Origin of the sequence: Sphaerospermopsis reniformis (assembly GCF_005402885.1) — a bacterium.
GTDB lineage: Bacteria > Cyanobacteriota > Cyanobacteriia > Cyanobacteriales > Nostocaceae > Sphaerospermopsis > Sphaerospermopsis kisseleviana.
In genome coordinates this window covers 1-24,779 of the sequence record NZ_BJCE01000064.1, presented here as the reverse complement: position 1 = coordinate 24,779, position 24,779 = coordinate 1, and the positions used below count along the sequence as shown (strand labels likewise).

The following is a 24,779-nucleotide window of genomic DNA, read 5'->3' as shown; positions in this document are numbered from 1 at the left end:
GTTAGTTTAGCCATATTAGGAGATGAAAGCAAAACATGGCGACCTAATAGTTATCAATATGGTTTAGGTAAGAGTGAGGTTGTGTGTAAATTTGATACAGTCAAACTCATAGATTACAAATGGGAAGAACTAGAGCAAAGCAGCAATCTCTTTGCTATATTAGTAATGGCACATTTAAAAACCAAAACTACTACCAACAAACTCGCAGATAGGGAGCAGTGGAAATGGACATTAATTAGAAGTTTATATGAGCGAGGTTTCAGCAGATATGACATTGAAAACCTCTTTAGATTTATTGACAAAATGATGTCATTAACTAAGGAATTACAACAAAAATTGCTCACCAAAATAACCGAGTATGAAAAGGAGAGAGAAATGCCTTTTTTAACACCTACTGAAGAATTATTTATTGCAAGAACTCGCCAACAAGATATCAGTAAACTTCTACAAGTCAAGTTTGGTGATGTTCCCGAAATACTGAGCAAAAATATTCAGAATATTGATGATCTAACTGCTTTAGAAGAATTGCTGATATCAACAATGACAATTACTTCTTTAGAAGAATTTACCAATTTAGTAAATTCTAAATTACCAACATCACAAGAGTAATAGTAGAAAAAAACAGAGGTAGAGAAATAGAGAAATATTGAATTATCTTGAATTATATTACATTTATTTCTCTACTTCCTTACCTGTTTCAATTTTCTAATTACCTTAATTTGGGTTCAACCCTCAAAGCAAGATATCTGTTTTTATCAATAAATTACAGATCCAAAAAATTCGCCATTTATAATCTATGAATTATGATTTATGAATAAAGAGAGCGATCGCACAAAAACTCTATTATCTATACCTAGAGAAAAGCGATCACTTTTACCCTATAACTTGACTCTCACTCACCCCTAATACATAAAATGTCTATTTTGTCAACCCACCCTTTTACAAGACATGAATCAACCTCTCATTTCACCCGCAAAAAAGTTTACGAAATCACCGCTTTTTTCTCTATGCAGATTTTGACTATTTCTCAAATAACGTAAAATCAAGGGTTTTGGCTATCTATAAACCTTTTTTTTAAGAAAGTATATACTGCGCCTAGATTATGAAATTTTAAAAAATTATAGCAAATCGCCGAAAGTATTGCAATCTCGTGGATAAATAAAAATGATTATCAATTAAATATTAAGAAAATATAAAGAGGAAATTTCCAAATTTAGGAATATTTAAACCATTGATGATATTATCATAACTTTAAATTATCACTCAATTAACCAACAAGGTTAAAATCAGCTTTTTTGCAGTCTGCTTTTATATAGTGTAGAGATTTATCAATGCTCAAAATATACGAACTTTGAAAAAGCGAGATTAATTCTAACTTTGCGCCTTTGCGCGAAATCTTGATCAAAGTGTGGTTCATTTACCTGAAAATAGCTGTAAAGAGAAAAAGATTAAATAAACCCATGACACAACCAAACCAATTTCCGATTCCTCCTCACTTCCACCCTAACAAAGTCGGGGAAATATACCGCGTACCTTATCAACAATTGGCAGCAGTAGCAGAAACATGGATTACACAATATAACATTCCCCCAGCAGCAGATGATAAAAACCGCATTTGTCTATTATTAATAGATGTCCAAAACACCTTTTGTATTCCAGAATTTGAATTATATGTAGGTGGACAAAGCGGAACTGCTGCTGTTGATGATAACAAAAGATTGTGTGAATTTATTTATCGTAACTTGGGAAGAATTACCAAAATTATCCCCACCTTAGATACTCACACAGCAATGCAAATTTTCCATCCGATTTTTTGGATCAATGCCGATGGAAAACACCCCACACCAGCAGAAACTAATATCACTTTTGCAGATATTGAAAAAGGGATTTGGCAAGTTAACCCAGCAGTTGCTCATAGTGTGACTAATGGAGATTATGAACTTCTGAAAAAACAAGCTTTTCACTATGTTAAACAACTCAGTCAAGATGGTAAATATCCCCTGACAATTTGGCCTTATCATTCCATGTTAGGAGGAATTGGTCATGCTTTAGTTTCCGCAGTGGAAGAAGCAATATTTTATCATAGTATTGCTCGTCAAAGTCAATCCCAATTTGAATTAAAAGGGGAAAATGCTTTAACAGAAAATTATTCTATTTTACGTCCAGAAGTTTTAACAGGATTTGATGAAAAACCAATTGCTAAAAAAAACACAAACTTGATTAAACAACTTTTAGAATATGATGCAGTGATTATTGGTGGACAAGCTAAGAGTCATTGTGTTGCGTGGACAATTGATGATTTATTAACAGAAATTCAACAGGTAGATAGCACCCTGACAAATAAAATCTATCTGTTAGAAGATTGCACATCTCCTGTTGTTGTTTCCGATGTTGTTGACTACACAGAACAAGCTAACATAGCATTTGACAGATTTGCAGCAGCAGGAATGCACATTATTAAATCAACAGAATGGGTAATTGGTGATAGTTGATAGTTGACAGTTGATAGTTAATAGTTGATTGGGAAACATAAAATTGATTACCCAGTCACCAGTCACCAGTCACCAGTCCCCAGTCACCAGTCCCCAGTCCCCAGTCCCCAGTCACCTAGTTAAATATTCTTTTGGATCTTTTGCAGTCCAACCAAGGGGTTCATTAGCACGAATTTCAAAATGTAAATGTGGTTCTCTAGAAGTTGGTTGACCTGTAGCACCAACAGTTCCTAATATGTCACCGGGTTTTACATTTTGTCCCAGCTTAACTTGTATTGTTTCTAATTGAGCGTAACGAGTTTGTAGTCCACCTGCATGATTAATAATTACTAATTTTCCGTAGCTGGCTTGATCTTTAGCAAAGACTACAACACCAGGAGCGATCGCTTGCACAGGTGTACCTACTTCTGCTACTAAATCTACACCACTATGAAAAAAAACTTTACCTGTAATCGGATGAATTTGCCACCCATAAGGTAAAGCTACAGTTGTAGAATTAGCTAAAGGATATCCGGTTATACTTGCCGATGGTAAAGTTGGTGTATTTGCTACAGGAGAACTAGCAATTATCCGATTTTGTCTTTCTCTTATTCCTGGTAAAACAGGAACAAAAACAACTCTGGGGTTTTGTTGACAACCATTAATTTCAAACAATGTATCTGGACGAACTTTGTAATTTGCTGCCACTTGTCTCCAATTTTGACCACTGGGAACTTGTACCACAATTCCATCAAAGGGGGGAATTTGCAATTGATTACCAGGTGTCACAGTACCGTTATTAACAAAGGGATTCATGTTAATAATTGTTTCTGGCATGAGTTTATATCGCTCGGCTATGCTATCTAAAGTCTCACCACCAGTAACTTGATGTTTTTGAATTCTCGATAAGGCTGGAGTTGGACAACTTGGTACTGCATTCGCGCTTTGCAGTTGTAGCATTGTGGAAATTAGCCCCAAGGTGCTAATTAAGCTACAGAGAAACATTGGACGATAGCGAAAAGTCATGTCAACTAAGAAAGAAATAGCTAATTCTAGATTTTAGTTGGGGAATTTTCAAGATGGGATCATTTTTTTTGTTTGACTGATAATTCTTTCATGGTATAAGTCCTCAAACTTAACCCCAGAGTCAATCCAAAATCCAAAGTCCGAAAACTGAAGATGATCCCAAATAATGTATTAATTATTCAATTTCTGTTAACTAATCTTTTCACTGATCATTTACTTAGTAACTGTCTGACTATGATCGCAATTATTCTTAATTAATTAATTAATATGAAGTTATCTGTGAAGCAATTAGCCGTTTATCTGTCTTTAGTGGCTATGGGCAGTAGTCTGGGTATACTTGGTAGTCGATTTTTTCCCAGCAATGGTTCGTTTCAAGAGTTGAAAAATGTTACAGCGGCTTTACCTTCAGAATCTGTGATTACCTATCCTTCTCAGGGCTTGCCTAATTCTGCTGGTGGCGATAATGTAAATTTTATTGCTACTGCTGTACAGAGAGTTGGTCCTGCGGTTGTGCGAATTAATGCTACTCGTAAAGTAGTAAATCCAATTTTTGACGCTTTGAAAAATCCAATGTGGCGGCGTTTTTTTGGCGAAGATGAAGAACCAATTCCCCAAGAACGAATTGAGCGCGGTACTGGCTCAGGGTTTATACTTAGCGAGAATGGTCAATTATTAACAAATGCTCACGTAGTCGCCCAAACAGATACAGTATTAGTCACCCTCAAAGATGGTAGAACTTTTGAAGGTAAGGTAGTGGGAGTTGATACTGTCACCGATGTAGCAGTAGTCAAAATTCCTGCGGATAAATTGCCTACCGTGAAATTAGGTAATTCACAAAATTTAATTCCTGGTCAGTGGGCGATCGCAATTGGCAATCCTTTAGGTTTAGATAATACTGTCACAATTGGCATCATCAGCGCCACCGACCGCACCAGCGCCCAAGTAGGAGTTCCCAATAAACGGGTTAGCTTTATCCAAACCGATGCGGCAATTAACCCTGGTAATTCCGGTGGACCGCTTTTAAATGCCCAAGGTGAAGTCATCGGCGTTAATACTGCCATTCGCGCCGATGCTCAAGGACTGGGTTTTGCTATTCCCATTGAAACCGCCGCCCGCATAGCTCATGAACTATTTACCAAAGGAAAAGCAGATCACCCTTTTTTGGGCATTGAAATGGTAGACCTTTCACCGACCAAAAAACAGCAATTGAATCAAGACAATACACTCAACATTCAGCCAGATGTTGGGATTGTGATTAAGAAAGTTCTCAAAAATTCACCGGCAGAGGAGGGAGGACTGCTCCCTGGGGACGTGATTCAAAAAATCAACGGTAAACCGGTGAAAATTACAGCCCAATTGCAGAAAATTATTGATTCGAGTCAAGTCGGAGACATTTTCAAAATTGAAGTTAACCGTAATGGCAAAACTCAAACTTTTGAAATACGCTCAGGAACTGATCCCCAAAATTAGTTATTAGTACAGGCGTAGTTGATCACGTCTGTACTCGGAACTATTGATTAGACAAATGCTCTAATTGCATTCTTTGTTCCATCTGGCGCAAAAAATAACCAGTCATCATTGCTGAGGCTAATAAACCCGCTAAATTATCTCGGTCTGTAGTAACTTGCACATTAAAACTCTCTCCTGGGAGCATTCCTACCAGTCCTTGGACATTCTGGGAAATGATTTGTTTAATTTCTGGGCTGGCAGACTGGGCTACACGGGCTAGAACGTCGGGAGATTGATGCTGTAAATATTTCAATAACTGATTCGGATTTTCCCCCAAGTGTTCGTTCAGAAGCTGATTAGTGTGTTCCTCAGAGTTGTCATTCAAAAAATCAGGATCAAACACCATTGGCAATTCTTCTTAGCTTAGTTGCTAATTCTACTTTAAACCATATCACAAGCCTAGCGCATTTATTCAATGGTCATCAGTCATTAGTCATTAGTCATTAGTTATTTTTACCCAGTCCCCAGCCCCCAGTCCCCAGTCACCTATCACCTATTACCTGTCCCATCTAACTCTAGTTCTAATTGTTGTTCTTTCTCTACATTGGGCATAACTTCAGGAAGTTGATCAATTTGGAAATATTGGTGAAACTTCGGGGTAACTTGTAATGAATATGACCTGGATTCATTATCTCGTCGTTTACGCACAAACCCTAATTCTACCAGTTCAGGAACGTGCTGATATACACCTGAACCCCGCAGTTCTATTAACTCACTTTGGAGGATAGGACTGTTGAGAGCGATCGCTGCTAAAGTGCGTAAAGCCCCCACACCCAACTCCACAGGGATCAAAGTCTGTACTAAATCATGAAAATCTGACCGCAGTTGCAAACTATAACCATTTGCAGTTTCCACAACTTCTAGCGCACTATCTCGACGGGCATAATTATCCATCAGTTCAATTATCCCTTCTTCCGCTGTATGGCGATCGCACCCAGCATGCTCGGCAATTTCACTCACAGATAAGGGTTTACCCTTTAAATACAAAATCGCTTCTATTTTGATTGCTATGGCTATATTCTTCTTGGACATATTTAAAAGTTCAGAAGTTCAGGAGTTCAGGAGGTAGGGTAAGCAGGGGATGTGGGGGAAGCTAATAACCCAATCACCAATCACCAATCACCAGTTACCTGTTCCCTGTTACTGAGAATAAATTCTGCGATCGCCAAATCTTGAGGAGTTGTCACTTTCAAATTCGTTTCTTCCCCCGGTACTATCCGTACTTCAAGCCCGCATTTTTCAAACAAAGCTGCATCATCTGTCACTTCCCAACCTTGACGCACACCATCAGCATGACATTCTTTTAACAACTTAACATCAAATCCTTGGGGAGTTTGCGCCGCCCAAAGTTGCTCTCTGCTGGGTGTACTTTGAATTATGCCACTTTCCCCCACAACTTTAATTGTATCTTTTACAGGTATAGCCGCAATTAACCCTGGACAATGAAGAATAGCTGCTGCACAAGCATTAAATAAGTCCGGTGTAGCTAAACATCGCGCCCCATCATGAATTAATACTTGTTCAGCATTTCCTGGTAATGCCTGTAATCCGTTATAAACCGACTCTTGGCGGGTAGCACCACCAGGAATAAACTCCACAGGTTTAGTTAGCTTTAAATCAGCCAAAATTGCCTTAAAGTCCTCCCAGTCATGAGATTGGGAAATAATTCCGATCCAACTGATAGCACTAGCAGCTTCCGCAGCTAACAAAGTCCAAGCAATAAGAGTTTTTGAACGAACCTTTAATAACAGTTTATTGCGGTCAGCACCCATTCTTTTGCCGCTACCTGCGGCCGGAATCAATAAATACACAACTTTCCTCGATTTTGTAAATAGCAGGAGGCAGGAGTCAGGAGTTCAGGAGTCAGGAGTTCAGGAGTTCAGGAGGAAGAAGGTAAATATTTCTCCCCAATCACCAGTCACCAATCACCAGTCACCAGTCACCCATTACCAATTACCAATCACCCATTACCAATTACCAATCACCCATTACCAATTACCATTCCCCATTTCACATAAAATAAGGACGATAAGCTTCAATAAATATATTATTTATGCGAGTAGTAGCTTTTGTACCTGGTTCAATTGGCGACCAAGTTCTTTTTTTCCCCACATTGGATGATCTCAAGCGTTCCTATCCCGACGCTTTGATAGATGTCGTTGTGGAACCCCGGTCAAAGGCTGCCTACCGAGTGAGCAAGTCAGTTCACGAGGTATTGACCTTTGATTACAAGGATCGTAATAGTTTAGCAGATTGGGGTAACTTGGTGGGAACAATCCGCGATCGCGAATATGATGTTGCCATCACTGCTGGAGAAAGTTGGTTTGTCGGTTTATTTCTCTGGTTGACTGGTATTCCCACTCGCATTGGCTTCCAAGGTAGTGGTGCAAATTTTCTCACCAGTGTTGTATCTCCCAATACATCCCAATATATACCTTCCATGTATCATGATTTGTTGCAACCTCTGGGAATTAAGACACCTTGCCCACCGTTAGCAGTAAATATACTGAAACCAGATATTGAATGGGCGCAACAACAACAAAAACGCTTGGGTATCAATGACACAGGTTACATCTTGCTCTCTGGTGGTTCTGGTAAGTTATCCCAAATTAATGGTGCTGATACCAGCTATCCTGTAGCTAGTTGGCAACAAATTATTCAAGATTGTCAACGCAAACAGCCAGATTTACCAGTGGTGGTCATTAAAGAAACTGAGGATGATACATTTGTTTCTTCCCTGGTGGAATCTTGTCCTGGTATTAAAGTAATTGCCATTGATGATGTGGGCAAATTAACTGCCATAATTGGTGGAGCAAGTTTAATGCTTTCTCTCAGCGGTGCGCCCCTACAACTAGCTATAGCTGTACAAACCTATACTATCGCCCTACTTGGTTCTACAGACTCAGGAAAGATATTACCCACCAGTGATAAATTCCTCGCCATTAAATCTCCCACTGGCAAAACCGCTGATATCGCACCTGCAACCGTTTTAGAAAAAATCTGGGGCGGTTGACTATTAGTTTTAGATTTTAGATTTTAGATTTTGGATTTTGGATTGATTGAAAAATCTAAAATCCGAAATTTATATAGCAGATGACAAACATTCTAACTCCTGACTCTTGGGGCAACCACGAGGGGATTGCCCCTACTCCTAAATTCCTATCTTTTTTCAATCATTTCAAAAAAGCCATCTTCTAATTCATAACCCAAGATTTGCGCGAAAGATTTAAGTCGGAATGGTGTGGGAATACTTTGCTGTTTTAGCCAATTACTTAAAATAAAAATTTTGTGCATCAAAAAAATCTCTAATGCTTCAGGGTTGTACTGTATACCTTCTTTTTTAGTAAACTGATGGGGTACTAGCATAGCAGCATAACGCGCCAATTCTCCAGCTTTCCAATCTAATAAAAATGGCAACCAGGGATATTTAGCATCTAAACGCACAAACCACAACCTTACCTCTGGAATTTCTGACAGTTCCCGTGGATCATTTGCTTCCCGTGGGTAGTTGATTTCAAAGCGCAATTGCTGTTCCTGAGATGTCATGGATTCCTCTTGCAGCAATGGTTCAATTACCTTTAATGCAGGTAACAAATCTAGATTGTTTATAGCGTCGTTATTAAGGCTGATTGTGATTGTCATTGACTTTTTTTGGCAGCTTTTTTGATTGCTTAGGAGTAGTATCCAGAATCAACAGTAGCAGTTTTTAGGTATTAATGCTACTCTATTTTGTCTTTGTTAAATATCAACATTTACTTATTAATCACATTGAATTTTATAGTGTTATTTTTTCTAGATTGGGTACTTGTACTATTGACAATTTAAAATTTTATATACAATTTGCCAAAATACAACCCCTCACCTGGACATTCATAGCCTTAATAAGCTAAAGTTGTAATGAGTTTGTTTTAGAGTTAAGATGTAATTAATCATCAACCAAGCAAAAACGAAACTGGCTCAAACCAGTGATTAATCAAGGATATTCGTATCAAAGACACAGGTATAAACAAAGAATATATTGTAAATATGTAATATCCCTGCGTATAAAAATAATCATTTTTCATGAAATCTGAAAACTATTCCTACAGTTCCTACAGTTAAAACTGAAATATGCAAAAATCAGCTATTTCTACAAAAGCAATTCGTTCTTTAGAAGATGCTCTAGATCGGTGTCAAATACTAGGTATGCGCGTTAGTCGCCAGCGTAGATTTATACTAGAGTTACTATGGCAAGCTAAAGAACATCTTTCCGCTAGAGAGATTTACGATCGCTTAAACCAACAAGGTAAAGAGATTGGCCATACTTCTGTTTATCAAAATTTAGAAGCTCTATCAAGTCAAGGTATTATTGAGTGTATTGAACATTGTGATGGGCGGTTATATGGTAATGTGACTGACGCTCACAGCCATGTTAACTGCTTAGATACAAATCAAATTTTAGATGTGCATATAGAAATACCAGAAGAGTTGATCCAGCAAGTTGAGGCACAAACCGGAGTCAAGATTAGTGGATATACCATCAACTTTTTTGGACACCGTAACTTACAACCAGATCACAATGATCATTAGACCTCTCCAAAATAGAATGTATTAATTTGTCATAAGTTGTAGGGGCGAAGCATTTAGGCGATAATTTAACGGAAAAATCAGACATCTAGATATCCCATAAGCTTCGACCAGCCCCCATCAATAGGTTCCATAATTTCTTTTCTGGAGATGTCTATTAGTAACTGGCTAATGGTTTACATTATCACTGCTGATAAATTAAAGTGACAAAAACAGGTGAAAATGGAAATGACTCAGCTAGGGATGACTGCGGTTTTTTAGCTGGGAAAAAATTCCATTTTTATTTGACCTGACTATGAGCGATCGCCCTTTAAGTAGTTTAAATTTACAATTATTATTAATTGACCCAGATCCCATCTTTCGTCTAGGACTAAGGGTAGCTTTAGAAACAATTCCCCACCTACAAGTAGTAGCCGATGTTCCCACAGATACCGCAGCCTTACAGGTTTTAGCGGAAATTGCAGCACCGGATCAAAACCAAGTCAATTTAATAGTTTTAGAATTAGGCAATGGCAGTTCTAGCGAATCTCAACAGCTAGGGTTACAATTTTGCAGACAACTTAAAGCTTTATATCCTCATATACCCATTTTGTTGTTAAGTGCTATTTCTACAACAGCAATGTTATTAGCAGCAAAAAATACAGGTGTAAATGGCTATTGTCCTAAAGGTATATCTATTTCAGAATTAGTACCCATCATGCAAGAAATAGCATCAGGTGGTTACTATTGGTTAGGAACAACAGAAATAAACTTCCCTTTATCTAATTTACCTTTTGCCAGACTCAGAAATAATATCAGGTTAACAGGAATTAATCATATTAATAATAATATATCCGCAGTTACAGCACAATTAAAAATTCCTGGATTACCATTATTAGATAAAGCTATTCTGGCAGGACAAAGAAGAGAACTTTTAGCAGCGCGTTGGTTAGTAAATAACTTATTGTCTGCACCAGAAGAAAGACAAGAAATACAAAAATCTCAACCATTACCGCTACCCATTTCTTACTCAAATAGCGCCATTAGTAAAGCAGAATCACAACAAATGCAAACTGTTGTACCGCCTTTACTGAGTCCAAAAGCACTACAATCTATAATATTTACATCTTGTACTAATAAACTCCAGTTTTCTTTACAAAATCTGACAGACATACCTTTAGAAATTGATATTCTGCGTGAAGACAAAAAAAGAGAACTTCTTTATATCATCTTACAAAAAGTATCTCAAAAATTAGATGATCTACGTAGTTCAAAAGTTGAAATTCCACAAATACCTGAGTTAAAAAATCAGATTCTCACTAATTTATGGGAATCAGCAATTACCGAATTTTACGGTAAATCTTCCCGGATAAATGTCGGAGATGTCAATATAGAAATAGTCACTTTTTTATTGAAAAATGCAGCAGGTGTAGAAACTGAAATCCTCAATAAAATTCCTTTATTAGAAGACTTGTTTTCTTATCTACTTTGGCAAACAGATTTATATATTGACAACACATCTTATGCAGCAGGAAGTGAATCTGCAAATTCTCAAGCATCAATGATTTTAGAGAATTTACTGATTCAAGTTGCCAATGGTGTATTACAACCATTATTAAATTTTTTAGCAGATGTGGAAACCATCAAACAAAATTTTTATGATCGTCATTTAATTTCCACAAGGGAAATTGAAAGATTTAGAAATAATTTATCTTGGAAATACAGATTGAATAATTATGTGAATGAACCCCAGGCAATTTTTGAAAGTCGCTATGAACTATTTGTATTTGCACCTCGTGGAATTGCCAAAATATCAATTTATTCTCCTCGTAACCAAGAATTAGCAAAGCTTGCCGATATCCCTTTAGCGGTGACATTACTGTTAGAATTGCGGGATGCGATCGCACCACGTTTACAATCTTTATTATCTTTTTTAGGTAATGGGATCGTATTTGTATTAACACAAATAATTGGTAGAGGTTTAGGTTTAGTTGCCCGTGGTATTCTTCAAGGTATTGGTAGTGTTTCCTTCACAGAAAAAACTTTAAAACGTAATAGCGACAAGCAAAAGAATAACGAAGGTAGAAGGCAGGAGGAAAGAGGTTTTTAGGCATTTTACATTTTGTTGCATAACTTCTTTTTTCGTGCCGACTTACTTAGGGTTTGCTGAAATATTGCCAATAGCTAGAGAAATCAAGAGATTTTCCTCCTGACTGTTGTAAGGGCGAAGCATTCTGCCGATAAATTATCAATTTTTATTACAGGTTATTTTCCGAATGCTTCGCCCCTACTTCGCCCCTAAGACTCCTAACTATTAAAAATCCGCGCTTTGTGGTGTACGGGGGAAAGGAATCACATCCCGAATATTCCCCATACCCGTCATAAACTGCACCAGTCTTTCAAACCCCAAACCAAAACCAGCATGAGGTACAGTACCATAACGACGTAAATCTAAATACCACCACAAATCTTCTGTTTTCATTCCCTGGGCTAAAACCCGTTTTTCTAACACATCTAATCTTTCTTCCCGTTGCGAACCTCCAATAATTTCACCTATTTTTGGTGCTAAAATATCCATCGCTCTCACGGTTTTTTCATCATCATTCAACCGCATATAAAAGGCTTTTATTTGTGCGGGATAATCTGTAACAATTACAGGTTTTTTAAACAATTGTTCCGCTAAATAACGTTCATGTTCTGATTGTAAATCTGCACCCCAACTTACAGGATATTCAAATTTTACATCCGCTTTTTTTAAAAGTTTGACTGCATCGGTATAAGTCAATCTTTCAAATTGATTGTTAATAATATTGTTAGCAGTGTCTAAAACAGTATTATCAATTCTTTGATTGAAAAATTCCATGTCTGCTTCACAGGTTTCCATCACATATTTAAAAATATGTTTTAAGAAATCTTCTGCTAAATTCATATCTCCTTCTAAGTCACAAAACGCCATTTCTGGTTCTACCATCCAAAACTCGGCTAAGTGACGAGAAGTGTTAGAATTTTCGGCGCGGAATGTGGGACCAAAGGTATAGACGTTAGAAAACGCCATTGCCATTATTTCCGCTTCTAACTGTCCACTTACTGTTAAATAAGTCGGTTTTCCAAAGAAGTCTTGACTATAATCAACTTCTTTATTTTCTGTGCGGGGAATATCTTTTAAATTCAAACTTGTCACACTGAATAATTCTCCTGCACCTTCGCAATCACTGGCGGTTAAAATGGGAGTATGTACCCACATAAAACCCCGCTCTTGGAAAAATTGATGTATGGCAGTTGCACAAGCATTTCTTACCCGAAATACTGATCCAAAGGAGTTAGTTCTACCTCTTAAATGGGCAATGGTTCTTAAAAACTCAAAGGAATGACGTTTCTTTTGCAGAGGATAAGTTTCGGGATCAGCATCTCCGTAAACTTTTACTACATCTGCTTTTAGTTCTATTCTCTGTCCTTTACCTTGAGATGCAACTAATATTCCTGCAACTTCGACGGAAGCACCTGTATTTATCTGTTTTAATATGGCTTCGTAGTTTGGTAATTCTTGATTAATAACTATTTGTAAGTTGGCTAAACTTGAACCATCGTTAACTTCTAAAAAGGCAAATCCTTTTAATTCGCGTTTGGTTCTTACCCAACCTTGTACTGTTAAGGTTTCTTCTGGTTGACCACTTCTGAATATTTCAGCAATTCGATGTTTAATCATTTTTTACAGTTTGGATTTTTTTAACTATATATAACATTAATTTTAGTCAGGGAAAAGGGAACAGGGGAGATGGGGAGCATCCCAATTTTGCAAAAACAACCGCCACAACACCAAAAACTCTCCTCTTCCTTCTTACCTTCGTGTCCTTCGCTCCTTCGTGGTTCGTTCATTTCAGGTCTTGAAATCAAGCAAAAAATAAACTTACACATTTGGGATGCTCCCGGGAGATGGGGAGGTATCAAGTCAAAAGTCAAAATTAAGAAACTTTTGCCTATTGCCTATTGCCTCTTGCCTCTTGCCTTCTTTCCCAATCACCAATCACCCAATCGAAGATTTTAACACCCAACCTATAATAATTCCTAAACCACCAAAGCGAACTCCTTGCCAAAAGGGTCGGTTGAGGCTTTTCCAGGAAAATAACTGGCTTTCTAGGTTAACTTCTAGGGCTTCTAGCTCTTTTTCCAAGCGTTTTAACTCGGCTTTGATTTCTGGTGTCTGATTTTTATTTTCTTTGAGATTTCTAATTTCTTGTTGCCATTGTGCCTTTTGCTGTTGATCCCGTTGCACTTGGGCATATCTTTCTTTTAACAGTCGCAGTCCGGTTTCTAGTTCCTCTAGTTCCTCTTCAAAGTCGGTTTGCTGGTTTTCCTCTGGTTTGGTCATTGGTGATGGGTCATTGGCTATGATAATTACATCATAACTTTTACTCTTAACTCAGCACTTAGTCTTATGTATCAAACCAGTCAATTAAATGATGTTACTACTCTGGAACTTGCCCAAGCTTTGATGGAAAAATTGACTATTTCTCCTGATGACTGGCATCGTCTCAAGTCTAACCGCAATGCCCGCGCTAGTGAGCTTGTAGCGGCTGCTATGGTTTTTTTGGTCAAAAATGAGCCTCAAGAGGCACAAGCTAGGTTAGAACAGGCTATAGGCTGGTTAGATAAGTCTATTTCTGCCCCTCCTTGTCCTACTCACGGTAAACATTGAGGGATTGGTGATTGGTGATTGGTGATTGGTGATTGGGAATAATATTACCCATTACCCATTACCCATTACCCATTACCCATTACCCATTACCAATTTTCTATCTTCTTAAAGATAACAAACGCCGAGTTTCTATTTGCTTGCAAAGTCTTAATTCTGTTCCTTTGCGGTTCCATTGTACTTGATCAAATATTTGATGCAGAAGAGACATCCCTCGACCGTTTTCTGATTCATCTGGTGGTAAAAAGTCGGTGGGATCATTATGAGCATTACAACAAGGAGTAAAACCATTACCTTGATCGGAAATAATCCACCAATATTGATTATCTATCAAGGAAAAACGAACTACTACTAGTTTACTGGGATCAAGATTATTGCCATGTTTAGCTGCGTTTACTAGGGCTTCTTGCAGTCCTAGCCGCAGTTCGGCTTGTAATTTTGTGGGAATATCTGCCAATAATAAATCTAATATTGGGCATAGATAAAGAGTGGAGGCAAAACTAATAGTACCCCAAGAGCGACCAAGTGGACGAAGAGAAATGGTAATCACAAGAGAAACCCCGTAGCTTTTAGTTAGCTAGACATCAGTTTGCTGTTATCGGCACCCTGATAAAGATTAAGGTGGTCATGCTGCCTTCAAACTTGCGTCTGTAAAACTAAATTTATGAAATTGCTAGGGAGCATTGACTCTAAATATAAGAGAAAATTGCTTAATTAAAATTTGGCTGTAATTGTTTTGCTAATACAATTAACAACTTCTATGTTTCTATTTATTACTTTGGGAAAGTATATAAATATTCAACTTTCTTTGTAGCCGCTTAATAATTTGCACAATTTATTTCACTTTTTCAAATCAGAGTCATGCAACTTTAATGGTTAAAAAAGAAATCTCTATTTTTAGGTTAATTTTATTTTAGCATTATTAGTATGCACTGGACTACAAATTTTCCATTTAAGTTTTTGTAAACAATTGGTTAACATATAAGCTAAAGTTAATAGTTGCTTTTAGCATGGATATCGCTGGAGAAAGGCTGCTGTTTCTACGTGAGCGGTTTGGGGAAAAAAGTCGGCTGGCTGTACTCTTGTAAGATGGTATTGTCCATGTTCACACAGTAATTTTAGGTCACGAGCCAAGGTGGCTACTTTACAGCTGACGTAAATAATGCGCGAAGGTTTCAGGTTCAGTAAAGATTTGATGACATTAGCTTCACATCCTTTACGTGGCGGATCAAGTAAGACAATATCTGGTATAATTCCCAAATTTGGTAGATTTTTCTCCACTGCTCCTACTTGAAAGGTTACATTATTAATTTCGTTTTGTTGGGCATTGAAAATTGCCTGTTCTACGGCTGCCAATTGCACTTCCAAGCCGATAACTTGGCGTGCTTGTTTTGCTAGGGGTAAAGTTAAAGTACCAATACCACAATAGGCATCTACTAAAACTTCCTGACCTTGTAAATTTAATTCTGACTGAATGACTTGTAACAGTGCTTCAGCCGTTTCTGTATGAACTTGAAAAAATGTATCCGGGCGGATTTGAAATTCTAAACCAGCGAATTTTTCTTGCAGGTAAGGAATCCCAGCAATACAAGTTGTATCTTTTCCAAATATAGCATTTGTGCGATCGCTATTGCGATTCAAACAAACTCCTACTAACTGGGGATAACGCTGTAACCATTCCTGGGCTTGGGTTTCAATGTCTGGTAAATTTCTATCTTTGACTACTAAAGTTAGTAGCATTTCCCCTGTACGGCGACCTATACGTAAACTTAAATGCCGAATTTGCCCTTGGTGGCGTTTTTCGTCATAAATTGACCAATCCCGCTTTTTAATATCCTGTTTTACTTCCGCTAATAAAGGATTTAAACGAGCGTCTTGAACTGGACATTGATTTAAGTTAATGAGTTGATGACTACCTTTTTGGTAATAACCAGCTTGAACTTGTCCGGTAGCTGAGATCCGGACGGGATAGGTGGCTTTGTTGCGATAACCTAAAGATGATGTTGTGGATAAGACGGGAGCTACTGAGGGGTTAATAAAACCACCTATTCTTTCTAAAGCTTGAATTACTTGATTATGTTTTGATGTAAGCTGATAATCATAATTTATATGCTGCCACTGACAACCACCACATTTATCAGCAACAATACAACTAGGTCGGATACGTTGAGGAGATGGTTGAAGGATTTGTTTGAGGGTAGCATGAGCATATTTGGGTTTGACGTGTGTAAGTCTGACTAAAGTGCGATCGCCCACTACTGTATCAGGAACAAATACTACACGCTGTTCAAAGCGTCCTACGCCATTACCAGTGTCGCTTAAATCAGTAATTTCTAGTTCTATTACTTCACCCTGTTGCCAAACTGTATTAGTCATTAGTCATTAGTTATTAGTTATTAGTGGGTGGGAATAGGGAATAGGGAATAGGGAATAGGGAATAGGGAATAGGGAATAGGAAAAATATTATTAACAAATATTAATTTTTACCAATCACCAATTACCAATTACCTCTTCCCCAGTCACCAATCCCCAGTCACCAATCACCAATATACCCTTCACTTCTGTACCGCGAACTGGTTAAACTAACAAATAATATAATTTCCGTGATTACATAATCATGACTGTAATTAGCCAAGTTATTCTCCAAGCTGACGACGAACTGCGTTACCCTAGCAGTGGCGAACTCAAAAGTATCAAAGAATTTTTGCAAACAGGCGCACAGCGGACTAGAATCGCTGCAACCCTGTCAGAAAACGAAAAAAAGATAGTTCAGGAAGCAACCAAAAAACTTTGGCAAAAGCGCCCTGACTTTATCGCTCCCGGTGGCAATGCTTACGGAGATAAGCAACGCGCTTTATGTATCCGTGACTTCGGCTGGTATCTGCGCTTGATTACCTATGGTGTGCTTGCTGGTGACAAAGAACCAATTGAAAAAATTGGGTTGATTGGTGTACGGGAGATGTACAATTCTCTCGGTGTTCCTGTACCGGGAATGGTAGAAGCTATCAACTGCCTTAAACAAGCATCCTTGGGCTTACTGAGTGGTGAAGATGCAGCAGCAGCAGAGCCTTACTTTGATTACATCATTCAAGCGATGTCCTAATTACAAGGTTTCTCTGCAACATTAGCGATCGCCATCACGGCTGGTGCTTTGCGTAAAGCTACTGGTGATCTTGCTCATTTGATCACTCTTTCCCCACACTTGATAGTTGCTATGGCAAAATTATGGCAACATATTTGTCAAGTTATTATAAAGTTGTGGGGATATTTTATGTGCATCTATGTGCATTTACTGACGCTCACCAAAAACAAAAAACCGACAGGAGGCTGTCGGTCATTAGTTGTGTTCCCTATTAATGACTCGGCTAGAGTTCAGTTATGAGTTATTATCCCAAGATGTTCATTCTTAGAGGAGGATCTTCATCATGGATAATGGTGATTGTAATCATATTCATCGGTGATTTTAATCACTGAAGAATTGAAGAAAAAATGTATACCTTTGAGCAATTGATTGAAAGAGAAAAATACATCATTTTGATGGCAGCAGAAACAGTCAATTGCATATAGTAGTCAAATTTTTGTAAACACTAACACATTTTGGTAAAATGTATCTGAATCTTATTAAAGTAGTAGCAGCAACAATCTTATTAAATGGAATTACTGCTTGTACTACACCTACTCAAAACCAAATTTCTGCGGACAATAGCCGCATTACCGAAAATAAACCCATTGTAGATAGTAATAAATCTGCACAAAATAGACCAAATAATAAAACAGCTACTATTTCTGTGGAAGGGGAAAAAACCAACATTTCCTTAAAACTTTACCAGGAGAAAAATATATTTAGTACCTACTTTCCTCAAGAGGATTTTTTAGTTCAAAATAAAGATATCAATAAAGTAAGAGAAGTGAAATTTACTGCTAATTTTGGAGGTGTAAAAAATGAAAATGCTTACATTAAATTTGTCTTTCCTGATGATTTAAAAGCCTTAGAAGAAGTCAAAAATTTTATTAATAGTAAAGATGGGATAATTGTATCTAATAAATGGCAAATTGTCAATCGTAGCAGCACTGTAACCTATCCTTGGGCAAAAGAAAAGATTACTTTTAGTAAAGGTCAAGAGATTTTTGGTAATATTTATATTGGAGAAGAAAAGGGTAAAGTATTTTATGCAATTACCCATTATCCAGCAGAATATGGAGATGGTTTTGAACCAAGAGCAGATTTGATTTTAAGTAATTTGGAAATAGGTGGATAATGTCAAATCTTTTAACTGTCACCTTTTTATTTTTGTCGTAGTTGAAAAAATAGGAATTTTTCGCAGGGTGAAAACAGATACTATCTTCTATCAACTCTTTCAAACATTACCAAATATTCTTTTTGAATTGATTGGTAAACCAGCTACAGAAGCAGAAAATTATCAATTTACATCTGTAGAAATAAAGGAGTTAGCATTTCGGTTTGATGGGTTATTCATACCAAATTCAAAGATACCTGAACAACCGATTTATTTTGTTGAGGTGCAATTTCAACCAAAAACAGATTTTTACTGGAAATTATTTGCAGAAATCTTTGTTTACCTCAATCAATATCAACCAAAAAATGATTTTCATGCAGTAGCGATTTTTGCTAAACGTAGTTTAGATCCTGGTGTACCTATCCAGTATCGAGGTTTGCTGATGAGTCAGCAAGTAACAATCATTTATTTAGATGAGTTAGAAGTCACAAATGATAACTCTGTAGGGTTGGGTATGGTACAGTTAGTAGTAGAGAAAGAAGAAACTGCAATTGATCATAGTCAACAGTTAATGGCCAAATCTCGACAACAATTTACAGATGCAGCCCAAAGGCAAAAAGTCTTACAATTGTTAGAGACGATCTTAGTTTATAAATTCAATAATTTAACCCGTCAGGAGATAGAAGCAATGTTTACTTTTGAGGATTTAAAGCAAACAAGGTATTTCCGAGATGTTGCGGAAGAAGAAAGAAAAAAAGGTAAGTTAGAAACAGTACCTCTATTATTAGAGTTGGGTTTGACGGTGGAAGAAATAGCGAAAAGGTTAGATGTGGATATTGAAGCGGTAAGGAAGGTTGCGGAAAACTCTGGGTATCAAAATTCTCCAGAGTATTTAGAGTAAATAAAATCATTCAGGTTGGGTGTTACTTTGTGCAATCCAACCTATGATTAATATACAAAGATGATGTGGTGAGGATATAAAAAAAGATAAATCAGCTTTACGTATTTAGATAGCATCACATTCTATAAAATAATCATATAAATCTGTGTATATCTCAAGACTAAAAGTATTTTCCAAATATTTTTTTTGCTCAGTACATTCAATCAAGTAGCAGTCATACATAGGATTAATTGATTCAACTTTAAATAAACTTTGAAGATGAGAAAGGTTTACATCTTCTAAAACTTTTTCTCCTATAAAGTCATCGCCATATTTATCATACCAACGTATTACTCTTTGAACTAATGGTTGATGTGTTATCATACTAATTACTTAATGATTAAATATTTACTTCCTAGTTTACCATTAAATCTAAATTTTAAATAACAGGGGCATAAAGCCCCCAATTTTTTAACTAATTCTACGAGAAGGAACTCTAGGGTTTATTTTTTCTCCTGTGAAAGGATCAAATTCACCTAAATGATTTCCTCGTTTATCATACTTTTCAACTAAACCGTGTCTAGAATCCCACTCATATATATAATCTTGATCTTTCCATCTTTTTCTTAATGCGCCGCCTCCTTGTACGGGTGTTTTTCCTTTAACTTTCTTAGCTTGTGGAAAGGCTTCAAGAATTATTGGCGCGGGAAAATAACTCATACTAATTTCCTTATATAGTGTTTTATAATTAATCGTTCATGCCTATTTCTATATAGAAAAGTGCATTGAAGGAAGTAAATTGTGAAGACACATCAGGAAAATAGTAGGCTTGCTTGAAAAGCCACTTAGACATGATAACATAAATTTCACTGTTTTAATATCAGTAAATATACTATCAATATCACTCTTATCAAGAAATCAAGGATATCAGATAAAATAATCATCTGTCCTCTTGGTGCATAATAGTCATGACCACCATTTCCGAAAGTCCCTTTTCTCCCCAGGAAATCGCCTCAGAAGGCATTAAACCACAAGAATATACCGAAATTGTCCGCCGCTTAGGCCGTCACCCTAACAAAGCCGAACTAGGTATGTTTGGGGTAATGTGGTCAGAACATTGTTGTTATAAAAATTCCCGTCCCCTCCTCAAACAGTTTCCCACCACAGGACCCCGCATTCTTGTCGGACCCGGTGAAAATGCCGGTGTGGTAGACTTAGGCGATGGACTGCAACTAGCTTTTAAAATAGAATCCCATAACCATCCTTCCGCAGTTGAACCCTTCCAAGGTGCTGCTACAGGTGTGGGAGGTATATTAAGAGATATTTTTACAATGGGGGCGCGTCCAATTGCGTTATTAAATTCTCTGCGTTTTGGTAGTTTGGATGATCCCAAAACCCAAAGATTATTTAATGGCGTTGTAGCGGGTATTTCCCATTATGGTAACTGTGTAGGTGTTCCCACGGTAGGCGGTGAGGTTTATTTTGATCCAGCTTATTCAGGAAATCCCTTGGTTAACGTCATGGCACTGGGATTAATGGAAACACCAGAAATAGTAAAATCCGGTGCTTCAGGAATTGGCAACCCTGTATTATATGTTGGTTCAACCACTGGTAGGGATGGTATGGGTGGTGCGAGTTTTGCTAGTGCAGAATTAACCGATGAGTCAATGGATAACCGTCCTGCGGTGCAAGTGGGCGATCCATTTTTAGAGAAGTCTTTAATTGAAGCTTGTTTAGAGGCATTTAAAACCGGGGCAGTGGTAGCGGCTCAGGATATGGGTGCTGCGGGTATCACTTGTTCTACTTCGGAAATGGCAGCCAAAGGCAGTGTCGGTATTGAATTTAACCTTGACAAAGTTCCGGCACGTGAGTATGGAATGATACCTTATGAATATCTGCTTTCTGAATCTCAGGAAAGAATGCTATTTGTGTCCGAAAAAGGCCGAGAACAAGAGTTAATTGATATTTTCCACCGTTGGGGACTTCATGCGGTGGTTGCAGGTACTGTAATTGCTGAACCAATTGTCAGAATTTTGTTTAAGGGTGAAGTTGCTGCGGAAATTCCTGCGGATGCTTTGGCTGAAAATACGCCTTTGTATGAAAGAGAACTTTTAGCAGAACCGCCAGAATATGCAAAAACAGCCTGGGATTGGAGTGTTGATAGTTTGCCTAGTTGTGATGCTAGGGGAATTACAGTTAATGGTAAGTTACAAAGTTGGCAGGATGTTTTATTAACTTTGCTGGGTACACCTACCATTGCTTCTAAGAGTTGGGTATATCGCCAATATGATCATCAGGTGCAAAATAATACTGTGTTGTTGCCTGGTGGGGCAGATGCGGCTGTAGTGCGCTTACGTCCTTTAAATTCTTTCCCAGTCACCAGTCACCGAAGCGGAGTTGCTGCTACGGTTGATTGTAACTCTCGCTATGTTTATTTAGATCCTTATGAGGGTGCTAAATCTGTTGTAGCTGAAGCTGCAAGGAATCTTAGTTGTGTGGGTGCTGAACCTTTAGCGGTGACAGATAATCTTAATTTTGGTAGTCCTGAAAAACCTATCGGTTATTGGCAGTTAGCGTCAGCTTGTAAAGGATTAAGTGAAGGGTGTCAGGAGTTGGGAACGCCTGTTACGGGTGGAAATGTTTCTTTGTATAATGAGACTTTTGACGCTCAGGGAAATCCCCAGCCTATTTATCCTACTCCTGTGGTGGGAATGGTTGGTTTAATTGAGGATTTGGATAAAATTTGTGGACAGGGCTGGAAAAATGTAGGTGATGCAATTTACCTTTTAGGTTTACCTGTGCAATCCAAAATCCAAAATCCAAAATCTAAAATCGAATTGGGAGCTTCTGAATATTTAGCAGCGATTCATAATACGATTGCAGGTAAACCGCCAAGGGTTAATTTTGATTTAGAACGGAAAGTACAAAGCGTGTGTCGTTATGGTATTCATTCTGGGTGGGTGCGTTCAGCACATGATACTGCTGAAGGCGGTCTAACTGTAGCTTTGGCGGAATGTTGTTTAAGTGGAAAGTTGGGAGCAGAATTAAATTTAGGTATTTCTGCAAACTCTGCTTTTCGCTTTGATGAAGTGTTGTTTGGTGAAGGTGGTGCGAGAATTTTAGTTTCTGTGAATGTGGAAAATCAGGAAATTTGGGAATCCTATTTACAGGAACATTTAGGAGAAAATTGGCAAAAATTAGGTATTGTTGCTAATTTGGCAACAGGGTTAACAGTGACTACTGCTGATCACCAAGAAGTTATGAAAGTCAGCATTAGCGATATGAGCAACGTTTACGATCAGGCGATCGCCCAACGTCTCGCTCTCTATGCCAATACATAAACCGCATCAATGTCAAGGATCGGGCATGAAAATTTACAATTCATCCCCCATCCTTGACCAATTTACGGTACTGTTTTAATGGATGGTTAAAGATTTATTAAGAGGCAGGAGGCAGGAGGCAGGAGTCAGGAGTCAGGAGGAAGAAGGTAAATATTTCTCCCCAGTCACCAGTCACCAGTCACCAGTCACCAGTCACCAGTCACCAGTACCCAGTACCCAGTTACCAGGAGCAAAAACCAGCATGATTCCCCAGCATTCTATCACTTCTGATCCATCTATAAATATTAGTGAAATTAGTGAAAACGCTTGTGATAAACCAGAAGAGGCGTGTGGTGTTTTTGGTATCTATGCACCAGAACAAGATGTAGCAAAAATGGCATACTTTGGATTATATGCCCTGCAACATCGGGGTCAAGAATCTGCTGGTATTGCTACCTTTAATGGACATTATGTACACCAGCATAAAGATATGGGGCTGGTTTCTCAAGTATTTAATGAAACTATTTTAGAAGAATTAGTCGGTAATATTGCAGTTGGACATAACCGTTATTCTACTACTGGTTCTAGTCGCAAAGTTAACGCTCAACCCGCAGTTATCTCAACTCGTTTAGGTCATTTGGCTTTAGCACATAATGGTAATTTAGTCAATACCATACAATTGCGGGAAGAATTACTTCAGAGTAATGTTCATTTGCTAACAACCACCGATTCAGAAATGATTGCTTATGCGATCGCAGAAGAAGTCAATGCTGGTGCAGACTGGTTAGAAGGTGCGATTCGTGCGCTTCACCGTTGTCAAGGTGCATTTAGTCTGGTAGTTGGTACACCCGATGGTATCATGGCAGCAAGAGATCCTAACGGCATTCGTCCCCTGGTAATTGGTACATTAGACAGTGATCCAGTACGTTACGTTCTCGCTTCCGAAACCTGCGGTTTAGATATTATCGGTGCTGAATATCTGCGCGATGTCGAACCAGGAGAGTTAGTTTGGATTACAGAAAAAGGTTTAACATCACACCGATGGAATCAACAACCCCAGCGCAAGTTGTGTATCTTTGAAATGATCTACTTTGCTCGTCCTGATAGCGTCATGCACCATGAAACATTATATAGCTATCGGATGCGATTAGGACGGAGATTAGCGGAAGAATCACCAATAGAAGCAGATATAGTATTTGGTGTACCTGATTCTGGTATACCTGCGGCCATTGGTTTTTCCCAAGCATCAGGGGTAGCTTATGGTGAAGGTTTGATTAAAAATCGCTACGTCGGTAGAACATTTATTCAACCTACCCAAAGTATGCGGGAAACGGGCATTAAGATGAAATTGAACCCCCTGAAAGATGTATTGTATGGTAAGCGGGTGGTAATAATTGATGATTCCATTGTCCGGGGAACTACTAGCCGCAAACTCGTTAAAGCATTGCGTGAAGCAGGTGCATCAGAAGTACACATGAGAATATCTTCCCCACCTGTCACCCATCCTTGCTTTTATGGGATTGATACAGATACCCAAGATCAACTAATTGCCGCTAAAATGTCAGTAGCAGACATAGCCAAAAAATTAGAAGTTGATACCCTTGCTTATTTAAGTTGGGAAGGAATGTTAGAAGCAACCAGGGAAGATACAAATAGTTTTTGTTCTGCTTGTTTTACAGGTGATTATCCTGTAGCGATTCCTGAACAAGTGAAGCGTTCTAAATTAATGCTAGAAAAAGCTACAGTTTAGATCATTTTATCATCTGGTGGGGTGGGCATCTTGCCTGCCTCAATATTTTATTTTGTCAGAATCAGGATCACCAGGATTATAGGATTAACAAGATTTTAATTTGATAATTTATCATAATATTTAAAAATCATCGAAAAATTACATTTTTTAATAATTATCCACACCCTCATTTAGATAACATCGAAAAATCCTCACATCCCAAAAATAGAACTTTCAATAATAGACATCTCCGAAAAAGAATCAAATTATGGTATAACAAGGTAAAATCGTGCATCTACCCTGAGATTATGAGCAACATAGTTGAGTACATTCATAATAATCCTGAAGAATCACAACGGTTATTAGGA

The 24,779-nt window shown here is 37.9% G+C and carries 22 protein-coding genes and 1 pseudogene; 12 read left to right on the top strand and 11 right to left on the bottom strand.

Annotation, left to right across the window (positions count from 1 at the left end; all coding sequences use genetic code 11):
• Together FFR48_RS11375 and FFR48_RS11370 are read left to right on the top strand one after the other, a co-directional pair.
• Positions 1–609, top strand: a pseudogene (locus FFR48_RS11375) (hypothetical protein); the annotation flags it as partial.
• Positions 610–1,460: 851 nt separating this feature from the next.
• A complete protein-coding gene (locus FFR48_RS11370; protein ID WP_137667438.1) occupies positions 1,461–2,492 on the top strand; it encodes a cysteine hydrolase family protein in 1,032 nt (343 codons plus the stop codon).
• 111 nt (positions 2,493–2,603) lie between these two features.
• Here the strand turns inward: FFR48_RS11370 and FFR48_RS11365 are convergent, their stop codons facing one another.
• A complete protein-coding gene (locus FFR48_RS11365) occupies positions 2,604–3,497 on the bottom strand; it encodes a LysM peptidoglycan-binding domain-containing M23 family metallopeptidase (RefSeq protein ID WP_096567530.1) in 894 nt (297 codons plus the stop codon).
• A gap of 267 nt (positions 3,498–3,764) precedes the next feature.
• Between FFR48_RS11365 and FFR48_RS11360 the strand changes: the two genes are divergently transcribed.
• Entirely contained in the window at positions 3,765–4,967 is a 1,203-nt protein-coding gene (locus tag FFR48_RS11360) for an HhoA/HhoB/HtrA family serine endopeptidase (RefSeq protein WP_137667437.1), read from the top strand.
• A gap of 40 nt (positions 4,968–5,007) precedes the next feature.
• On the opposite strand, the gene FFR48_RS11355 is transcribed toward FFR48_RS11360, so the two are convergent.
• The 3 genes from FFR48_RS11355 to ispD all read right to left on the bottom strand — a co-directional run bounded on the left by FFR48_RS11355 (position 5,008) and on the right by ispD (position 6,817).
• Positions 5,008–5,352 (bottom strand): DUF760 domain-containing protein, encoded by a 345-nt coding sequence (locus tag FFR48_RS11355; RefSeq protein WP_096567523.1) that lies wholly within the window; start codon positions 5,350–5,352, stop codon positions 5,008–5,010.
• A 143-nt stretch (positions 5,353–5,495) separates the two neighbouring features.
• Positions 5,496–6,038 (bottom strand): SMC-Scp complex subunit ScpB, encoded by a 543-nt coding sequence (gene scpB / locus FFR48_RS11350; protein ID WP_193943010.1) that lies wholly within the window; start codon positions 6,036–6,038, stop codon positions 5,496–5,498.
• Between the two features lie 80 nt (positions 6,039–6,118).
• On the bottom strand, positions 6,119–6,817 hold the full coding sequence (gene ispD / locus FFR48_RS11345) for a 2-C-methyl-D-erythritol 4-phosphate cytidylyltransferase (protein WP_137667436.1): 699 nt from the start codon (positions 6,815–6,817) through the stop codon (positions 6,119–6,121).
• Positions 6,818–7,059: 242 nt separating this feature from the next.
• Between ispD and FFR48_RS11340 the strand changes: the two genes are divergently transcribed.
• Complete coding sequence (locus FFR48_RS11340; RefSeq protein ID WP_137667435.1) at positions 7,060–8,019, top strand: glycosyltransferase family 9 protein; 960 nt, start codon at positions 7,060–7,062, stop codon at positions 8,017–8,019.
• A 146-nt stretch (positions 8,020–8,165) separates the two neighbouring features.
• Here FFR48_RS11340 and FFR48_RS11335 read toward each other — a convergent pair whose 3' ends face one another.
• Positions 8,166–8,648, bottom strand: coding sequence for a CRR6 family NdhI maturation factor (locus FFR48_RS11335; protein WP_137667434.1), 483 nt, complete (start codon positions 8,646–8,648; stop codon positions 8,166–8,168).
• 468 nt (positions 8,649–9,116) lie between these two features.
• Here FFR48_RS11335 and FFR48_RS11330 point away from each other — a divergent pair, with 468 nt between their 5' ends.
• Both FFR48_RS11330 and FFR48_RS11325 read left to right on the top strand, forming a co-directional pair.
• A complete protein-coding gene (locus tag FFR48_RS11330) occupies positions 9,117–9,575 on the top strand; it encodes a Fur family transcriptional regulator (RefSeq protein WP_096567517.1) in 459 nt (152 codons plus the stop codon).
• 292 nt (positions 9,576–9,867) lie between these two features.
• The gene (locus tag FFR48_RS11325) at positions 9,868–11,661 is read left to right on the top strand and encodes a DUF3685 domain-containing protein (RefSeq protein WP_137667433.1); all 1,794 of its coding nucleotides are present in this window, start codon (positions 9,868–9,870) and stop codon (positions 11,659–11,661) included.
• A gap of 204 nt (positions 11,662–11,865) precedes the next feature.
• On the opposite strand, the gene asnS is transcribed toward FFR48_RS11325, so the two are convergent.
• On the bottom strand, positions 11,866–13,257 hold the full coding sequence (gene asnS / locus FFR48_RS11320; RefSeq protein ID WP_137667432.1) for an asparagine--tRNA ligase: 1,392 nt from the start codon (positions 13,255–13,257) through the stop codon (positions 11,866–11,868).
• Between the two features lie 318 nt (positions 13,258–13,575).
• Positions 13,576–13,920, bottom strand: a complete 345-nt coding sequence (locus FFR48_RS11315) for a sll0565 family protein (protein ID WP_137667431.1) — start codon at positions 13,918–13,920, stop codon at positions 13,576–13,578.
• A gap of 66 nt (positions 13,921–13,986) precedes the next feature.
• Between FFR48_RS11315 and FFR48_RS11310 the strand changes: the two genes are divergently transcribed.
• Positions 13,987–14,247 (top strand): DUF6439 family protein, encoded by a 261-nt coding sequence (locus FFR48_RS11310; RefSeq protein WP_137667430.1) that lies wholly within the window; start codon positions 13,987–13,989, stop codon positions 14,245–14,247.
• Positions 14,248–14,344: 97 nt separating this feature from the next.
• Here FFR48_RS11310 and FFR48_RS11305 read toward each other — a convergent pair whose 3' ends face one another.
• Positions 14,345–14,794 (bottom strand): ATP-binding protein, encoded by a 450-nt coding sequence (locus FFR48_RS11305; protein ID WP_096567507.1) that lies wholly within the window; start codon positions 14,792–14,794, stop codon positions 14,345–14,347.
• Between the two features lie 455 nt (positions 14,795–15,249).
• Complete coding sequence (gene rlmD, locus FFR48_RS11300) at positions 15,250–16,620, bottom strand: 23S rRNA (uracil(1939)-C(5))-methyltransferase RlmD (RefSeq protein ID WP_137667429.1); 1,371 nt, start codon at positions 16,618–16,620, stop codon at positions 15,250–15,252.
• Between the two features lie 241 nt (positions 16,621–16,861).
• Between rlmD and FFR48_RS11295 the strand changes: the two genes are divergently transcribed.
• The 3 genes from FFR48_RS11295 (at position 16,862) to FFR48_RS11285 (ending at position 19,383) form a co-directional block, all read left to right on the top strand.
• Entirely contained in the window at positions 16,862–17,347 is a 486-nt protein-coding gene (locus tag FFR48_RS11295) for an allophycocyanin subunit alpha-B (RefSeq protein ID WP_096567504.1), read from the top strand.
• A gap of 502 nt (positions 17,348–17,849) precedes the next feature.
• Complete coding sequence (locus FFR48_RS11290; protein ID WP_137667428.1) at positions 17,850–18,503, top strand: hypothetical protein; 654 nt, start codon at positions 17,850–17,852, stop codon at positions 18,501–18,503.
• Positions 18,504–18,570: 67 nt separating this feature from the next.
• Positions 18,571–19,383, top strand: coding sequence for an Rpn family recombination-promoting nuclease/putative transposase (locus FFR48_RS11285; RefSeq protein ID WP_137667427.1), 813 nt, complete (start codon positions 18,571–18,573; stop codon positions 19,381–19,383).
• A 105-nt stretch (positions 19,384–19,488) separates the two neighbouring features.
• On the opposite strand, the gene FFR48_RS11280 is transcribed toward FFR48_RS11285, so the two are convergent.
• Together FFR48_RS11280 and FFR48_RS11275 are read right to left on the bottom strand one after the other, a co-directional pair.
• Positions 19,489–19,746 carry a DUF7683 domain-containing protein gene (locus tag FFR48_RS11280; RefSeq protein ID WP_137667426.1) on the bottom strand — a complete coding sequence of 86 codons (258 nt, stop codon included), beginning with the start codon at positions 19,744–19,746 and terminating at the stop codon, positions 19,489–19,491.
• Between the two features lie 87 nt (positions 19,747–19,833).
• Positions 19,834–20,082 carry a colicin E3/pyocin S6 family cytotoxin gene (locus tag FFR48_RS11275; RefSeq protein WP_137667425.1) on the bottom strand — a complete coding sequence of 83 codons (249 nt, stop codon included), beginning with the start codon at positions 20,080–20,082 and terminating at the stop codon, positions 19,834–19,836.
• 248 nt (positions 20,083–20,330) lie between these two features.
• Between FFR48_RS11275 and purL the strand changes: the two genes are divergently transcribed.
• Together purL and purF are read left to right on the top strand one after the other, a co-directional pair.
• On the top strand, positions 20,331–22,703 hold the full coding sequence (purL, locus tag FFR48_RS11270) for a phosphoribosylformylglycinamidine synthase subunit PurL (RefSeq protein WP_137667424.1): 2,373 nt from the start codon (positions 20,331–20,333) through the stop codon (positions 22,701–22,703).
• 241 nt (positions 22,704–22,944) lie between these two features.
• A complete protein-coding gene (gene purF, locus FFR48_RS11265; RefSeq protein ID WP_137667439.1) occupies positions 22,945–24,432 on the top strand; it encodes an amidophosphoribosyltransferase in 1,488 nt (495 codons plus the stop codon).
• The last annotated feature ends 347 nt before the right edge of the window (positions 24,433–24,779 follow it).

Excerpts from the sequence above, each read along its gene's own strand:
- FFR48_RS11370 (WP_137667438.1), top strand. The coding sequence starts at position 1,461 with ATGACACAACCAAACCAATTTCCGATTCCTCCTCACTTCCACCCTAAC.
- FFR48_RS11365 (WP_096567530.1), bottom strand. The coding sequence starts at position 3,497 with ATGACTTTTCGCTATCGTCCAATGTTTCTCTGTAGCTTAATTAGCACC.
- FFR48_RS11360 (WP_137667437.1), top strand. The coding sequence starts at position 3,765 with ATGAAGTTATCTGTGAAGCAATTAGCCGTTTATCTGTCTTTAGTGGCT.
- FFR48_RS11355 (WP_096567523.1), bottom strand. The coding sequence starts at position 5,352 with ATGGTGTTTGATCCTGATTTTTTGAATGACAACTCTGAGGAACACACT.
- scpB (WP_193943010.1), bottom strand. The coding sequence starts at position 6,038 with ATGTCCAAGAAGAATATAGCCATAGCAATCAAAATAGAAGCGATTTTG.
- FFR48_RS11340 (WP_137667435.1), top strand. The coding sequence starts at position 7,060 with ATGCGAGTAGTAGCTTTTGTACCTGGTTCAATTGGCGACCAAGTTCTT.
- FFR48_RS11335 (WP_137667434.1), bottom strand. The coding sequence starts at position 8,648 with ATGACAATCACAATCAGCCTTAATAACGACGCTATAAACAATCTAGAT.
- FFR48_RS11330 (WP_096567517.1), top strand. The coding sequence starts at position 9,117 with ATGCAAAAATCAGCTATTTCTACAAAAGCAATTCGTTCTTTAGAAGAT.
- FFR48_RS11325 (WP_137667433.1), top strand. The coding sequence starts at position 9,868 with ATGAGCGATCGCCCTTTAAGTAGTTTAAATTTACAATTATTATTAATT.
- asnS (WP_137667432.1), bottom strand. The coding sequence starts at position 13,257 with ATGATTAAACATCGAATTGCTGAAATATTCAGAAGTGGTCAACCAGAA.
- FFR48_RS11315 (WP_137667431.1), bottom strand. The coding sequence starts at position 13,920 with ATGACCAAACCAGAGGAAAACCAGCAAACCGACTTTGAAGAGGAACTA.
- FFR48_RS11310 (WP_137667430.1), top strand. The coding sequence starts at position 13,987 with ATGTATCAAACCAGTCAATTAAATGATGTTACTACTCTGGAACTTGCC.
- rlmD (WP_137667429.1), bottom strand. The coding sequence starts at position 16,620 with ATGACTAATACAGTTTGGCAACAGGGTGAAGTAATAGAACTAGAAATT.
- FFR48_RS11295 (WP_096567504.1), top strand. The coding sequence starts at position 16,862 with ATGACTGTAATTAGCCAAGTTATTCTCCAAGCTGACGACGAACTGCGT.
- FFR48_RS11290 (WP_137667428.1), top strand. The coding sequence starts at position 17,850 with ATGTATCTGAATCTTATTAAAGTAGTAGCAGCAACAATCTTATTAAAT.
- FFR48_RS11280 (WP_137667426.1), bottom strand. The coding sequence starts at position 19,746 with ATGATAACACATCAACCATTAGTTCAAAGAGTAATACGTTGGTATGAT.
- FFR48_RS11275 (WP_137667425.1), bottom strand. The coding sequence starts at position 20,082 with ATGAGTTATTTTCCCGCGCCAATAATTCTTGAAGCCTTTCCACAAGCT.
- purL (WP_137667424.1), top strand. The coding sequence starts at position 20,331 with ATGACCACCATTTCCGAAAGTCCCTTTTCTCCCCAGGAAATCGCCTCA.
- purF (WP_137667439.1), top strand. The coding sequence starts at position 22,945 with ATGATTCCCCAGCATTCTATCACTTCTGATCCATCTATAAATATTAGT.